Annotated in this window: 14 protein-coding genes; 3 read left to right on the forward strand and 11 right to left on the reverse strand. The window is 61.7% G+C overall.

Annotation, left to right across the window (positions count from 1 at the left end; genetic code table 11):
- The 7 genes from KA184_02200 to KA184_02230 all read right to left on the reverse strand — a co-directional run bounded on the left by KA184_02200 (position 1) and on the right by KA184_02230 (position 4,525).
- A complete protein-coding gene (locus tag KA184_02200; GenBank protein MBP8128363.1) occupies positions 1-702 on the reverse strand; it encodes a flavodoxin family protein in 702 nt (233 codons plus the stop codon).
- A gap of 65 nt (positions 703-767) precedes the next feature.
- Positions 768-1,466: a cytochrome C biogenesis protein gene (locus KA184_02205; GenBank protein MBP8128364.1), complete on the reverse strand. Its 699-nt coding sequence runs from the start codon at positions 1,464-1,466 to the stop codon at positions 768-770.
- 51 nt (positions 1,467-1,517) lie between these two features.
- Positions 1,518-1,982, reverse strand: coding sequence for a thioredoxin family protein (locus KA184_02210; GenBank protein ID MBP8128365.1), 465 nt, complete (start codon positions 1,980-1,982; stop codon positions 1,518-1,520).
- 88 nt (positions 1,983-2,070) lie between these two features.
- Positions 2,071-2,481, reverse strand: coding sequence for a putative zinc-binding protein (locus KA184_02215; GenBank protein ID MBP8128366.1), 411 nt, complete (start codon positions 2,479-2,481; stop codon positions 2,071-2,073).
- Between the two features lie 31 nt (positions 2,482-2,512).
- A complete protein-coding gene (locus KA184_02220) occupies positions 2,513-2,746 on the reverse strand; it encodes a TM0996/MTH895 family glutaredoxin-like protein (protein ID MBP8128367.1) in 234 nt (77 codons plus the stop codon).
- Positions 2,747-2,790: 44 nt separating this feature from the next.
- A complete protein-coding gene (locus tag KA184_02225) occupies positions 2,791-4,104 on the reverse strand; it encodes a permease (GenBank protein ID MBP8128368.1) in 1,314 nt (437 codons plus the stop codon).
- A gap of 97 nt (positions 4,105-4,201) precedes the next feature.
- A complete protein-coding gene (locus tag KA184_02230) occupies positions 4,202-4,525 on the reverse strand; it encodes a winged helix-turn-helix transcriptional regulator (protein MBP8128369.1) in 324 nt (107 codons plus the stop codon).
- 260 nt (positions 4,526-4,785) lie between these two features.
- On the opposite strand from KA184_02230, the gene KA184_02235 reads away from it, so the two are divergent.
- Complete coding sequence (locus KA184_02235; protein MBP8128370.1) at positions 4,786-5,904, forward strand: exo-alpha-sialidase; 1,119 nt, start codon at positions 4,786-4,788, stop codon at positions 5,902-5,904.
- Between the two features lie 61 nt (positions 5,905-5,965).
- Here the strand turns inward: KA184_02235 and KA184_02240 are convergent, their stop codons facing one another.
- Positions 5,966-8,095: a hypothetical protein gene (locus KA184_02240; GenBank protein ID MBP8128371.1), complete on the reverse strand. Its 2,130-nt coding sequence runs from the start codon at positions 8,093-8,095 to the stop codon at positions 5,966-5,968.
- Positions 8,096-8,122: 27 nt separating this feature from the next.
- A complete protein-coding gene (locus KA184_02245; GenBank protein MBP8128372.1) occupies positions 8,123-9,955 on the reverse strand; it encodes a hypothetical protein in 1,833 nt (610 codons plus the stop codon).
- A 354-nt stretch (positions 9,956-10,309) separates the two neighbouring features.
- Between KA184_02245 and KA184_02250 the strand changes: the two genes are divergently transcribed.
- A complete protein-coding gene (locus KA184_02250) occupies positions 10,310-10,909 on the forward strand; it encodes a hypothetical protein (protein MBP8128373.1) in 600 nt (199 codons plus the stop codon).
- Between the two features lie 53 nt (positions 10,910-10,962).
- Here KA184_02250 and KA184_02255 read toward each other — a convergent pair whose 3' ends face one another.
- Together KA184_02255 and KA184_02260 are read right to left on the reverse strand one after the other, a co-directional pair.
- Positions 10,963-11,757: a ComEA family DNA-binding protein gene (locus tag KA184_02255; GenBank protein MBP8128374.1), complete on the reverse strand. Its 795-nt coding sequence runs from the start codon at positions 11,755-11,757 to the stop codon at positions 10,963-10,965.
- Between the two features lie 15 nt (positions 11,758-11,772).
- Complete coding sequence (locus tag KA184_02260) at positions 11,773-14,199, reverse strand: PAS domain-containing protein (protein ID MBP8128375.1); 2,427 nt, start codon at positions 14,197-14,199, stop codon at positions 11,773-11,775.
- Between the two features lie 255 nt (positions 14,200-14,454).
- Here KA184_02260 and KA184_02265 point away from each other — a divergent pair, with 255 nt between their 5' ends.
- A complete protein-coding gene (locus tag KA184_02265; protein ID MBP8128376.1) occupies positions 14,455-14,967 on the forward strand; it encodes a BrxA/BrxB family bacilliredoxin in 513 nt (170 codons plus the stop codon).
- Positions 14,968-15,107: the final 140 nt, after the last annotated feature.

The raw sequence follows: 15,107 nt of genomic DNA on the forward strand, positions 1-15,107 counted from the left end.
TCACCTGGCAATTCTTGCTGCCGCTTCCGCGACACGTACACCGAGTTTACGCGCGGATTCGATGCCAAGCTCGTCCTTCATGATGTCGTCCTCAAAACCATTCCAGAGGGTAGCGCCCTGATGTGCGCGGGGCTTTCCGCCGACTATCATCACTTCATGGCAGAGCATCGCAGCCTGTATCTGTTCGATCACCAGTTCCTGACCGCCGTTCCGGTACGCGCCAACGGATAGCACGCCGACGGGCACGTTTGCCAAGAGGAGTGTGGGTTCACGCAGTATGGCAAGACGTTCAAGAAAGGCTTTACAGAGGGAACTCATGGTGCGAAAATACGTCGGCGAGCCGATGATCAATCCGAAGAGGTTGGGGGCTCGCAACACCGGCAAGAGCGATTCGAAATCGTCTTCGACGCCGGTACCGCCGGAGGAACTGCTGCCATCTGAGCCGCCAATCGTGAGTTCTCCCAAATCGAGCAGCGCCGTTTCAATGCGCGAATTGGCGGCGCTGGCCGCGTCGAGCGACTCTTTCACAGCCGTTGCAGTGGTCATTCCCTTGCGGGGGCTGCACGATACGCCCACCACAAGAAGCTTCTGCGTGGAATCGGCATTGGCCTCGCCGGCCATTGCGCCTTGTTCAAGCAATCCCGACGCCGCCGTAACGCCGGCGGCCCGCAACATGGTACGGCGCGTGAAATACTCTTGCATGACTTGTCTCCTATCGTTCCGTATCGCGGCCTGTTCCCGTCAATTACGTATTTCGCGATGGCACATCATGCCGTGTAGACCATCCAAAGACCGCCCAGCAGGACCAGCGCACCGCATGCCTTCTTCACGACGCTGGTTCCCCGCGAGTCCTCATTCCAGTTCATGAATCGCTGCACCAACTCGGTCGACGTGCCTGCCACGACAATGACTGAACAGTGGCCGATGCCGTACGCCAGGAGCAGCAGCACGCCATAGCCGAGATTGGTTGCGGCAAGTTTGAAAGTGACACCAAGCATCGGCGCGATATAGGCGAAAGTACACGGACCGAGCGCCACGCCGAATACCAAGCCTAGAATCAGCGCGGCGAGCGCGCCCTTGCGCTTCATGCCCACTTGGCCGGGGCCGGTCCAAGGTATCGGAATTACGTCGAGGAGGTGCAAACCGACAACGAAGAAAATCACCGCCACAAAGTAATTGCCATAGCGCCCCACGTCGCCCATCATGCGTCCCGCTGCCGCGGTGATTACGCCAATAAGGGCGATGGTAAGCAGGATGCCGAATGCAAATAGAAACGAGATGAAGAACGCGCGGCGCGTGCTGATGCGGCCCTGCTCATCGATAAAGCCGACAATTAGTGGAATACTGGCCAGGTGGCACGGGCTAAGCACGATACTCAGAACGCCCCACAGAAACGAGGCCAGAAACGCGATGGCAGTGCTGCCCTCGACCGCATGCGTCAGAGTGGTGAAGAGCGTGTTCATGATTTGGTGCATGCGCCGGAGCGATTGCGATTACGAACACGAGCATGGCACATGTCAATCAGCCTTCCGTGAGATGTCGATGCCGAGTTCTTTCCACTTTGCGAGAATCTCCTCTTTCGAGAAGAAACCCTGATGCCGAAAGAGTTCCTTGCCGTTCGAATCGAGGAATATCTGCGTCGGAATCAGTTGGATATTGAAAGGCTCGGCGGCTTCCGGCCTCTTCCACACGTCGATAAACTCGACCGCGAAAACGCCCGCGTAGTCTCTCTTCAGTTCTTCGAGTATAGGCGCCATCGCCTTGCAGGGAATGCATTTGTCCGCGCCGAGGTCGACCAGGCGGGGTAGCGCGGACGCCGCTTCTGGGCGCTCGCTGACCGCGGTCTGCGACGCCGGGTCGGACAGCGCTTTCAGGGTGGTCCCGGCGGTCACCTGAATCGTATCGTCCTTCGCGGGCTGCCTCTTGGCATATACCGCAGCGCCCACAGCGACCGCAAGTACCAGGACGATCCCAACTTTCATCGCAGGACCGCTCCCGGACGAATTCGATGCGTCTGTCTCCTTGCCTGACATGATATGTCTCCTAGACCGGCCACGAAATGATTGAAGTTCAAGATGCTGTATTTGGGGTCCTGGCCGCGCAGTGTTTTGCGAGAATCTCGGCGGCCGCGGCCGCCACCGTGCCGATGTGGTCTTCATCCACGGCCGTCTTGCCTTTTTCCATGCCGAGGTCCGCCAGTTGCACATAGGCGAAGTTCGAAAATCCCGCTTGCTCGAGACAGTGCTTGACACAAGCGGTTGGGCATCCGTCCAAGGCCAGGATGGCGGACGCAGCTTCCGTACTCTTCATAATGCCGCTTATGCGACCGCCGATACCGGCCAAGCAAAACATTTTTGCCAGGCCGTCACGCGTGAGCTTGCGCGCTGCTTGATCGGTCACCGCGCCTACGTCCGCCGCGCCCGAGCACGAAAAAACGAGCTTGGGCGCCGCACTGCACGCACACGTTCTTTCCATAGACATCATATTCCTTTCTTGTGAGGTCCCGTACGGCTCAGCCCAACATCCTCTTGACTTCCTCGACAGATGGTACCTTCCCCACGACCTTGACCTCGCCGTCGACGACAAGCGCAGGCGTGCTCATGACGCCGAATTCGAGTATCTTGTCTATTGCAGCCACCTTCTCGATTTCGTACTCGATGTTCAGCGCCTGCGCCGCCTGTTCCGCCGTCTTGGCAAGCAGTTGGCACTTCGGGCAGCCGGGGCCCAGTACTTGCAGCTTTTTCATGTTGTCCTCCTTCTTGTTCCATCCTGGTGTGCGGCGACGCGCACTCAGGCTATTGCTCCATAGATCATTCCGGTAGCCGTTGCCATGACCACGGTGATCACGACAAAGGTCAGTGTCTTTTTCGTGCCGAGCACCTGCCGGATGACGAGTATGCTCGGCAGACTCAGCGCCGGGCCCGCGAGCAGCAGCGCCAGCATCGGGCCCTGGTGCATGCCGAGTTTGCCCAGCGCTTCGCAGATGGGAACCTCGGTCAACGTGGCGAAGTACCAGAACGCGCCCACCACGCTGGCCACGAGGTTGGACGAGAGCGAGTTGTCGCCCACGAGCCCCGCCACGTAGCGCTCAGGCAGCAGCGCGCCGACAAAGCCGACGACGAACACGCCGCCGAACAGCAGCGGCACCAGCATTTTCGCGAAGTCCCAGGTGTTGTGCATCCACTGCAGGGTTTCTTCGCGGCTGGACCACCGCCACGTCATCAGCGCGACGAGCGCGCCCATTAGACCGGCCAGATACCACCGCACATGGTAGATGGTGAGCACCCAGGATTGGACCTCTTCGATCCCGGCGATGTCCGTCTTGGCGAGCGTTACCTTCGCGCCGCTGGCCTGCCCGTTCCAGTCTTCTTCCAACTGGAACATGACTTCGTCTTTCATTTCCTGGAGTTGCACCGCGGCGAAGCGGCCGCCGTCGCTTGTGCTCACGACCACATTGTTGGGGTTGAACCAGTCGCTGAACACCAGGAACGCCAGCATGCACGCGAACAGGGCCGCGGTCTTCCACATGGGTCGCGCCGGACCCGTCACAGCGGGGGTCTGCACGAAGCGCTGGGCGCGTTCGCCCTCGCCGCGGCGGAAGATGCCTGCCATGAGCAGGCCCACGAGAACGGCGAACACCACCGCCCCAATCGCGCGCGCGACGCCCAAGTTAACGCCAAGCACGCGCGCCGTAAGGAAGATGGCGAGGACATTAATCGCGGGGCCGGAATACAGGAACGCCGTGGCCGGGCCAAGCCCCGCGCCGATGCGGTAGATGCCCGCGAACATGGGGAGGACGCTGCACGAACATACGGCCAGCACCGTGCCCGATACGGAAGCCACGCCGTACGCCGCGACCTTGTTCGAGTTCGGGCCCATGTAGCGCAACACTGTCTCCTGCGACAGAAACGTGATGATGCCGCCCGCGATGAAGAGCGCGGGAATCACGCAGGCGAGCGTGTGGTTGCGGGCGTACCACTGCAGCAGCTTGAACGCCTCCAGGATGGCTTCGCGGATTTTCGGGTCGGACAATGGCAAGGAGTAAGCGACGATGAACACGCCTGCCATGGCGGCGAAAATCTTCAGTTCTTTTCGGTTTTCCATGCGATGTACTCCCAGCTACAGGCCGGCGGGACGCCGTATCCGCAGGCCGTTAACCGCTATTTGGCAAAATATGCAATAGTGGAGTAAGAAAATACGCTTACTCCTCGACCGCGGCCAACTGCGCCTCCACGTTGCATTTCAACACGCTTTCAACGCACGGGAACAGATTCAACACGCACGGGACCTTCAGGTGGTAGAATACCTGGAGGCCGCGTTTTTCGTCTTCCACCACGCCGGCGGATTTCAACACGGACAAGTGCCGCGAGACCGTCGACATGTCCAGTTCCAGCAGGTCCGTTAGCTCGCAGACGCAACGCTCGCCTTTGCCCAGTTCCTCGACCATGCAGAGGCGTGCAGGATGGCCGAGGGCCTTGAAGACTCGGGCCCTGGCCTGACAACGCGTGAACGTTTTTGTTTTCATGGGCGCGAAACCTTTACTAATTGGCAGTTTAACAAAATAACGCGCAAAAATCAAGCGCGCATGTGCCGGAAAGGGAAGCGGTCACCGTGCCCGCCGCCGTCCAAGTGCCCGCGTTCGCCCGCGCCGCCTCAGCGACACCGCCTCAGTGATATGTTTGCTCCCATTGCGCTGCACGGCTATGATAGCGCGCCACGCGGGTTAAGACGTAAGGAAGGGCGCAAAAACGAGCGAGAACGAGAGGGAAAGCCGTGATGAAAGCGATGCACTCGCCCATACGTGACGTTGTTTGTTGCAGTATACTACTCTGCCTGGCTCTTCCGGGCGGCGCAGAGGAGGAACGCGCGGTGAAGCCAGTTCCGGTCCGGTTTTCGGTGGAGGCATTCGAGGCGCGCGTTCGCGAAGCGGGCGGACGGGCGGATTTCGTGTTCGAGGATGACCGCCCCTTCGCGCAGTGCCATGCGTCGACGGTCGTACAGGCGCCCAACGGGGATTTGCTGTGCGCGTGGTTTGGCGGCACGGAAGAAAGCGATCCGGACGTGGTCATCTGGCGCGCGCGCTTTTCTCAAGGCGCATGGTCGAAGCCGGAACGCGCGGCGAAGGTGAATGAGACGGCGCACTGGAACCCCGTCCTGTTCCGGGACCAGGAAGGCGTGGTCTACCTGTTTTTCAAGGTCGGGCCGGATACGGACTACTGGCAGACCTATTGGATGCGCTCGGAAGACAGCGGGGCGACGTGGTCGGCCCCGGTGGAACTGGTCGCCGGCGATAAGGGCGGCCGCGGGCCGGTGAAGAACAAGCCGGTCATCCTGTCCGATGGCGCTTGGCTGGCGCCGGCCTCGATTGAATACGAAGGCTGGCAGCCATTTGCGGACCGTTCCGCGGACCGCGGCGTCACCTGGGAGCGGAGCGCCAGTTTCGTGATAGACAAAACGGAGAAATTGCTGCGCGGGCCGGGAGCGATCCAGCCAACGTTCTGGGAGTCGCCCCCGGGCAAGGTGCATGCTTTGCTGCGCAGCGGCTGGGGACGAATATGGCGCGCGGATTCGGAAGACCACGGGAAGACATGGTCCCCGGTGCGGGCGACGGAACTGCCGAACAACAACAGCGGCCTGGATGTCCTGCTGATTGAGGATGGCCGACTGCTGCTGGTCTACAACCCCGTGGGCATGAACTGGGGTCCGCGGACACCACTGACGCTGGCGGTGTCGACGAATAACGGGGACGCGTTCGAGAACGTGGCCCATCTCGAAGACGACCCGGACTTGGACACCGAGTATTCCTACCCGGCGATTGTCCGGACGGATAAGGGAGTGGCTATTTCGTATACGTGGAACCGGCGACGGGTCCGGGCGTGGCAGATTCCGCTTGAGGCGCTGTGACCGGGACCGGTAACGATTGGGTTATGGGGTGACGGGCGCGCGCGCGGAATCAGCCGTGACCTCAGGAATTCGGCACGTACAATTGTTGAAAGGCGGCGCAGGTGAGCGTTGCGTCGCCAAGCGAGATCTGGGCGCCGGGGCCGATGGGCTGGGGCGCGAGCCATGCGGCGGGCACGCCGTCGACGCATACGGGCGCGTGCTCGGCCCAGGGGCACATAAAGAAGTATGCGTCCATGTGCAGCAGACAGGCATGCAAAGGGAGCACCCCCGGGCCCTGCACGTGGATGCATGCGTCTTGTGACGCGCCCAGACTCACCCAGCCGGGTGCGGCCACGTAGGCCTCGACCCCCGGGCAATTGGCCGCCTGTTCCCCGCCGGGCGCAAGGGAATACCGTCTTGTGAGCGCGTAACCGCCGTATTCGCCGCACCATTCGGGGACCCGGTTCCGGTGTGGCGCGTGCGTGTCAAGGCACTGCCGTATGGCGCGCCACGCCGCGTCAAGACCATGGAATCTGGGCGCGCGCGCCGTGTAATTCAGGCCGATATGCTCGCGAATCTCGATGCCTTCGCCGCGCCGGAGCCGATGAACCGCCCCGGGCTTGAGCACCCGGTCCGTAGAAAGAAGATAGGTGGGGTTCGTGTCCGCGAGCACCTCCAGCGCAAGGTCTTCGCGGTCCAGAGTGACCCGCCATTGCAGCCGACTTACCTGCGGCAGGTTTCCAGACATCATGTCCGCGATATGGTATAGCCGGATATCGACGAGGCCGGGCTTCCTTCCGAAGGCCAGGCCGTCCTTGGCGATAATGCAGAAGTGGTGCGGCACGCCGCCGACCAATTGCGTCAGACAAGTGCGCTCCGCCGGAGCCGCGGCAGGGGCCATTGGGCGCGGCACCGCTCTTGCGGCGTGTAATTCGACGGGCCGGAAGTCGGGCCCGCGGGAGGCCACCATGTCCCGGATGAATTCTGTTGCGCCGTCGGGCTTCTCGAAGCCCCTGTCGGGGATGTTCAGGTCGTCGAAGACGACGTTGTGCCCGGAAATGGTGAGCTGGTAGACGATCTGCTGGCGGGTCGCATTCTGGGGGAGTATGACGATATTGTAGGCGCCGGTGAGGTGATGCGCGGCGCCACCGGCGTCGTATTGGAGTTCGAAGGTCAGGGAGCATTCGCCTTTGCCGCAACTGGCGGAGGGTTCGAGGTATCGGTCGATCACGACGTGCTCGCCGGGCGGCAGCGTGGGTTGCCAGAGCTGATGCGGCCCTTTGGGCAATTCCGCGCCGTCGAGAAGTGCGCGGAAAACGAGATTGCGCAATTCCTCGCGGGCGGTGGCGTGCAGCCGGAATTCGACGCGAGTCCGGACATTTTCCATGAAAAAGGGGACATGGTTGATCGTGAGATGGAGGGGAATGTCCTTGCCGCAGTAGGGACACTCGCCGTAAGGCTCTGGAAGCGCTTTCGGAGGCCAGCAGTGAGGACAGAAGGCCCGGGCTTCCGAGGTGGGCGTCATCACGGCGCCCGACGGCGGGGAATCGCTGCATTCCGGCACGGCGTCCGGAACGGCGCCCCCTTCGTAGGTCATGCGCAGGGGCAGGAAACGAAACCCGGCAGTCCGCTTCAGTCCCCGGATAAAATCAAGGCGGGGGTCGGTCGCGTGCGCTTCGCCATAGAGGACCGCGGGCGTAGATTCCCCGCCGGGGAAATCCACGCCGTCCAGATCGCAGACCCTCTCGGCCAGGGGGTCGTAGATATGCAGCCTGTCCGTGCCGGGCGGGTCCATGACGATCTTGGACTCGCCCACGAGCACCGCGTGCCGTCTTTCCGTGTGGAACGCCACGGCGACGCGGAGGATGTGTTCGCCCGGTTGGACTTCTTCCGCCGAAAGCGCCACCTTCCGGTCTGCCAGCCTGATATTGCCGGCGCCGGGCGTCAGGACCTGTCCCGCGGGATCGACGCAGACCCCGCGTCCCTCGACTAAACGAGACCCTACGAATGCCTGAAAAGAATCGACGGTAAGGGGGCGGTCCGAAACGTTGATCAGCCGGAACTCGACGAAGGTGGGCACGCCCACGATGAACTGGGCCACGGCGTTGATCTCGACATACAAAGGTGTTTCGGCACCCGTCGATTCACACAGCGGCCGGTATTCGCCGATGGGGTTTCCACATTGCGGGCACCACGCCTTCACGGCCTCCATACCTGGCAGTCTCCCTTCGGGCGGCCGTTACCGGCCCGTGATATTCATGCCGCAGTGAGGGCAAATGGCGTACTCGACCGGCACGGGTTTCTGGCACTTGGGGCAGGGCGCGGTCTGTTGCGCGCCGCCCACGGCCGCCGGCCCGCCCGAGCCCGCGAAAATGATGCTTGGCTGCTGGGCACCGCGCGTGAACTTGTCGACCATGCCCTCCGCAAGCGCGGCGAGGCGGTCCTGCCCCTTTTCCAGCGCCGCAATGAGCTTGTCTTTTTCTTCGCTGCGCGCCTTCGCATCCACGGCGGCGGTGCGTTCGTCGCTCGTATGGCGGGCAGTCTCCGCATCGGCCTTGATGCGCGTCTTATCCAGCTTGTATTGAAGAATGATCTTCAGATTCTCTTGTTCAAGCCGGTTCTCTTCCATCTGGAGCCGGTGTTCGGCTTCCTTGAGCGACTGAAGATGGGCTTCATAGGCCATCTTGCGCCGGAGCGTTTCGTCTTCCGAGACCTGTTCGAGTTCGAAGCGCTTTCTGTCGGCCTCAAGCTTCTGTATTTGCGCTTCGGCGAGGGCGCGGGCCTCGGCGATGATGTACTGGTTCCGTTCGAGCGACGCGGCGCGCGCCTTGGCGAGTTCATGTTCGTGCTGCAACCTGTCGTATTCGCGGCGGTACTCGTCCTCGCTTTGCGTGTGCCGGATGCGCGCGATCAGGCTGGTCATATCGAGTTCGTTTTGATGCGCGACGACGACCTTCTTGAGTTCCCGGTCGCGTTCCTCGCGTTCGCGTCGCACCCGTTCGTCGAGGTCGTCGACCTCCAGTTTACGCAGGCGCGCGCGCAACTCTTGTTCGTGACGGGCGTGAGCGACAGCTTCCTCGAGTTCCGTGTCGCGCAAGACCTGCTTCACACCGTATTGCTTGTTAAGTTCGGCGATCTCGTCGGAAAGTTCGCGGTCGCGCCTCGAAGTGTCGAGTCTGCCCCGGGCCGCCAATTCGTCTGTGCGCCGGCGGATGGCGGCGCGTTCGGCGAGCATGTCGGCGGCGAAATTGCCCATGTAGACCTCGCCGCGCGCCTGCATAATCGTCTCGTACTGGTCGCCTCCGAACGACACGAAATTGAGCTGCACGAGGTTGAGGCCGAAACGCTGGAGGGTCAGCGCCATTGCCCCGCGGATGCCTTCCTCGAACTGGTCGCGCCAGGCGAGATTGCCGTACATGTCCTGTAGTGCGTGGCTGCTGGTAAGCGCGCGCACCACGTCCTGCAATTCAAATGCGAGCGCCTCCTCCAACATCGAAACCGTAACGCGGCGGCGGTGTCCCGAGAAGAAATGGCGAATGAACGACGCATATTCGTCCTGGTTCACCTGGAACACGATCTGCAGCGTCAGGTCCAGTTCCGCGCCGTTCCGGTCGCGCAGGCCGCGGACAGTCGGGCGCAGCAGGACGTCGCCCGCGCTGACCAGATGAAGGGACATGGGCGCCATGCGAACGAGCGTTTCCAGAGTCTGCGCGCCTTCGTCGACCCGGTCCAGGATCCGGCCGTTCTGTTCGATTACTCCGAAGGTGCCGGGCTCGACCGTGACCCGCCGCGCGAGCCAGGAGCGGTCGATATCTTCAGGATAGACGCGCACCGCGAATTCCTCTTCCGCGCGTACCCAGCGGTTACCCGAAACGCGCGGCGCGGCCGTCGCGGCAATGTCGGCCCCGCAATTCCAGCAGAAGCGGCTGTTGCGCCCGACCTGTTTGTGACAGTCCCCGCACACGGTTGTGCTGTTGGGACCGGCCCAGCCGCACTTCGCGCAGAAGTTTGTCCGGGTCGGGATGCGCGCTTTGCAGTCCGGGTTTTCACATAGTGTAGAAAAGATCCCCATGATACGCTTACCTCCCGTGGGTGGGGCGGATGTCCCCTCGAGGCTTCCTGCGTGCCGTTCCTGGAAACCCGTGGCACATCGCCGCTTCCCTTCCTTGTGACAGTATGTTCACAGTCGAGGACACAGTTCAACCAGGAAGGAGCAAGAAGCGGGCCAAGACTTGGCGGGGAATGCTGAACGACGGATTGAGACCCCCATGTCCGGGCCGGTACAGTGGGACCGCCATAATCCGACCCCGGCCTTGGCAATATCACGTTTGGATATTTCGGAACGTTGCGCTAGAATGGCGACAGCGGACAGAACGGCCGGGCAGGCTCGAGGCAGCCGCCGGACAGAGACGGGAGGACGTAGCCGATGTCAAGAAGACATGGGGTAGCGCTTATGGTCGCCAGCATGTTGCTGTGCGGTTCGTACGCTTTCGGGGTCGAACCGGCCTATAACGGCCCCATGGGCAACCCGGAGGAACCGGCGTTGCGTCCCGTAAAGTGGTTCTGGCATGGGGCAAAGGCGCTGGTGCATCACACGTTTCACGGTTTCAACAAGGGCCGGGAACAGGGATTTTGCCCGGCGGTGCGCGGCACGGCGCGGGGCGCCGAACGTGGTGTCGTGCGCTTGAGCGAAAGCGTGTACAAGGGCGCCATCGGCGTGCGGGTGCCGGCAAAAGGCAGCTTTCGCCAGATTGGTCATTGGAATGAAGTGCTGGAGGCGGAGTTCAAGCTCCACCGGGAAGATGACGCCACGGCCAACGTAGACCCGGCGGATGCTTCGATTCATCCCCCCGTGGAAGCGGGCGAATCGCCTTCCGGCGGCGAGCTGGAGCGGGAACCGGTGCAGCCTGCTGCCCGGCCCACCGAATCCAGAGTGGAACACGCCCGACGCGCCTACTTGGGTGAGCGGGCGCGGGTCAATGAGCCGCGGCCGGGACGCGGCAATCTGCTCCGTCTTGCCAGGTGAGTGACCGGTTGCGCAATACGGTCCGCCGATAAGCCTTGTCATGGGACAGGGTCTCAGGGTGCGTTTACGGTTACGCAATTGCGAAGGGCATCAAGCGTTTTTGGCCCGATTCCTCTAATCTCCAGCAAATCTTCCACGCGTGTGAAAGGGGTCTGGTTCCGGTAGGCGATGATCTTGTCGGCAGTAACGGGACCGATACTGGGAAGCGCCTCGAGCTGTTCGCGTGTGGCCGTGTTGAGGTCCACCAGGCCCGGATTCCCAGGGGGCGTATGCTGTTCGGCTGACGCAGGGCCGGATGCGGGGGGCGCGCTGGTGAACCCGCCCCGCCAGCCTGACACGGTGTATGCTGGAGGATTCAGCTCTGCTGCCGTTGGTTCCGGTTGATTTACCGCCACGCCGTCCACAAGCGCGATACGTGGAAACTTCGGGACGATGAGTGGCGCGCCGTCGATGAGCCTGGCGGCGCGATTGATGTCGCTCAGGTCTGCGTCTTCCGTGGGGCCGCCTGCGGCGTCAATCAAGTCCTCGACGCGCGCATCGGCCGCCAGGTCGAATACGCCCGGATGCTTCACCGCGCCCTTTACCTCTGCCACGATGACGCCGGTTTGCGGATGGGGTGGCGGCGGAAACGGCGTTTCCGCCATCGGCGGAAGCATAGAGGCAACCGGGCTTACAGGTTGGTCAGCTTCAACCCGCGCCGGGCTGTTTTCTTGGGGCGGTATCTGGACAAGCTCCTTATCCTTGTCGTGACGCGCGTGGATGAACAGCACTACCGCGCCGGCCAGAACAGCGGCCGCAAGACTTCCGAGTATGAGTTGTTCCTTCCAGGTCAGGAAACGGCTTACCATGAATGACCTGTCCGTTTAGCGGGGTTCCGGCGGGACGGGTGTTCGGGATGGGAGCGCGCGCGACCGCGTGAACAGAACGCGCCGAATGATCGCATCAAGCTCATGCATAACCACTGGTTTCGTAACGATCTCCTGGATCCCTGCCCTAGCCGCCTTTTGTTCCGTGAGATTCTCACCATAACCCGTGAAGAGTATCACGGGAATATCGCTTCCAAGCCGGCGCAATTCCATGACCAGTTCGTCGCCGCTCATTTTGGGCATAACCTGGTCCGTGATCAATAGGTCGAATCCGCTTTCGTCAGATTGAAACTGTTCGAGAGCACGGCTGGCGGACTCGGCGGCGACCACTTCATAACCCAGCCGCTCAAGGGCCGCCTTGCCGAAACGCCGGACAGCGTCCTCGTCGTCCACGAACAAGATGCGTCCCTGCCCGCGCGACGTTGCCTTGCACGGGCGCTCGCTCTCGAGGACCGTGCTGACAACACGCGGCAGGTAGGTATTGAACGTAGCACCGTGACCCGGTGCACTCTCGGCCATAACGGCGCCGCCGTGGCTGGTGACAATGCCGTGTACGACTGAAAGCCCCATTCCGGTGCCTTCGCCAGGCCCCTTGGTTGTAAAGAAGGGGTCGAACACGCGCTTGAGAATATCGGGTGCCATGCCGTGGCCGGTATCGGATACGCTGAGCCGGACATAAGGGCCGGGGTGGAGTTTTGGGTGCGTTGCCGCGAGCCGCTCGTCCACATCAACGTCTTGCAGGGTCACGATGATACGGCCGCCCTGGTCGCGCATGGCCTGCGCGCTGTTCGTGATAAAATTCATGATCACCTGGTGCATCTGCGCGGCGTTGGCGGCGACCACGCCGGAATGCACATCGACATTGTCCATAATCTCGATGGTCGCGGGCAGCGTTGCCCGCGCCAGTTTCATGGCCTCCCGCACAATGACGTGCAGATAGAGGGGAATCCGCTCTTCGCTGCCTTGCCGGCTGAATGCGAGAATCTGCTTGACAAGGTCCTTTGCGCGATGCGCGGCCTGCAACGCTTCGCTCAGGTCGCTGTGAGTTTCTGAATCCGGATGCAGGTCCTGGAGGGCCATGTCGGTGAGCCCGATAATAGCGGCGAGAATATTATTGAAATCGTGAGCAATGCCGCCGGCAAGCACACCGAGGCTTTCGAGACGCTGCGAGTGTTGCGCTTCGAGTTCGAAGCGCCTGCGCTGCCTTTCGGCCAGGGTGCGTGCGGTAATGTCGCGCAATGCGCCCAACACGCGATATGCGCGCCCGTTTTCGCCGGGCAGAGCCAGCCCTTCATCTTCAAAATACCGGTACGCGCCGGACTTGTGCAGAAAGCGGTATTCGGCATGATAGGCGCCCACGTTGGCAACCGCCGTTCGGATACTCGCATTGACCCGGTCGCGATCCTCGGGATGAATCAAGGAGAGCAGGCGCTGGAAATCGACGCCTTCCACTTCCTCCCGCGTATAACCCGTGACACGCGAAATCGGGCCAATCCAGCGGATGCCGCCCGTTTCGATGTGATAGTCGTAGAGAATTTGTCCGGTGCGGTCCGCGACGATTTCGTAACTGCTGCTTCCATCCGGGGACGTGCGCACGGCTTCGATACGCGAGTGCGGCGGCCGCGCAATGGCCAAGGCCACAAAACGGTCCTTTGACGCAAGCGACCGGACGGTCAGTTCAATGGGCAGGGTTTGGCCTGTCTTGCTGACGAGTACCGTCTCAAAAAAGACCTGTTGATGCTTCACCAGGCTTTCCATGCGCACCACAGCGGCTTCGGCCCGTTCAGGATGGACAAGGTCCATGATGCTCATGCCAAGCAGGTTTTCGGCATCGTAGCCCAGTACTCTGCAGGTTTCGTCGTTGACTTCAATAATCCGGCCGGGAACAAGGTCTTTCCTGGAAATTTCGAATGCGACGACCAGGTCGCCCGTTGTGTTGAAAATGGTCCGGTATCTTTCCTCGCTTTCGCGCAGAGCCACGCTGCGTTCCGAAGCAAGCGTTGCGAGGCGTTTGTTGGCGGTGCGCAGTTCTTCCGTCTGCTCCCGAAGCTGCAGAATCGCCTTCAGGCGGTCTGCCAGAATGACATCGGGGAGGTCCGCGGACATGACTTGGTCGCCCGTCTCCAGGTACTGTTGGTCCGAGGCTTCCAGGTTCACGCCGTTGGCCAGCAGCAAGAGTACGGGAAAGGGGTCGTCGAAGAAGTGCTCGCGAAGGGACTTAACGGAATTCAGAGACTTTTTCCCCGTTTGGGAAACACCGACCACGGCCGCGCTTGGAATCCTGCCTTTCAGGAGCCGAAGCGCGGCCTCGACGGACGGCGCCGTCACGGGGCGGGTTTCCGCAAGGCAGGTCTCGATAAGGCTTGCCACGCGGCGCCGTGCCGACGTCACGCCGTCCAAGACCAAGACTACCGGTTGGCTCATGCCCTAGAATCCCGAAATTGCCTTGAAAATCACCAGGAGGTCGGCCTTCTCCCTAGTATGCGGGTCATGGCGCGAAGGTGTCAAGCAGGACCTGCTTCATGCTTGAGGCTCTTCCCCGGCCCTGCGGGAATTCGGGCAGGAATATTCGGGAATAACAGAGCGAAAACGGGCGTTTTTACGTGCGACTGTCTGTTCCGGTCACATCAGGGCAAAGACGCGCGTTCCCCTGCGCGGAACCACCGAAAGGAACCTCTTATGCCGCCGCTTTATGACCCCGAACAGGTTCGGCCCATGTGGGAGGAACTTGCCCGCGTCGGGATTACCCCCGTAACGACGCCCGGAGGCGTAGACGAGGCTATCGGGAACAATGAGGGGACTGTGTTGTGCGTCATCAACTCCGTATGCGGCTGCGCGGCGGGGAATGCGCGGCCCGGTGTCTGCCTTGCGCTGCAGAGTGACGTGATTCCCGACGTCATGATCACGGTATTTGCAGGAATGGACACCGAGGCGACGGCGCGTGCCCGCTCGTATATGCCGGATGTCGCCCCTTCTTCTCCCTGTATTGCGCTTTTCAAGAACGGCAAACCATTGCGGGTATTTGAGCGGCGGCACATCGAGGATATGACTGCCGTGGAAATAGCCAACCAGCTGCAGGCCGTGTTCCGTGAGCATTGCACCCGCCGGGGCCCGTCCGTTCCGCGTGAAGTCTATGAGGCCAATGAACCGGCCCGTGTATGCGGGAGCACCCTTTCTCCCTATACCGCGTGAGACGAGCCAAGGAACGCTTCCCGGACCGCCGGACCAAGGCGGCGGCCTTGCGTCAATTCGCCCGGGGTCGTCTTCGTGCCGGGAACGGGGTACTTCTCGTCCCGTTCACACTCGAAATTGGCCGTGCCCTGAAACGCGAT

It is taken from the genome of Candidatus Hydrogenedentota bacterium, assembly GCA_018005585.1.
Lineage (GTDB): Bacteria > Hydrogenedentota > Hydrogenedentia > Hydrogenedentales > JAGMZX01 > JAGMZX01.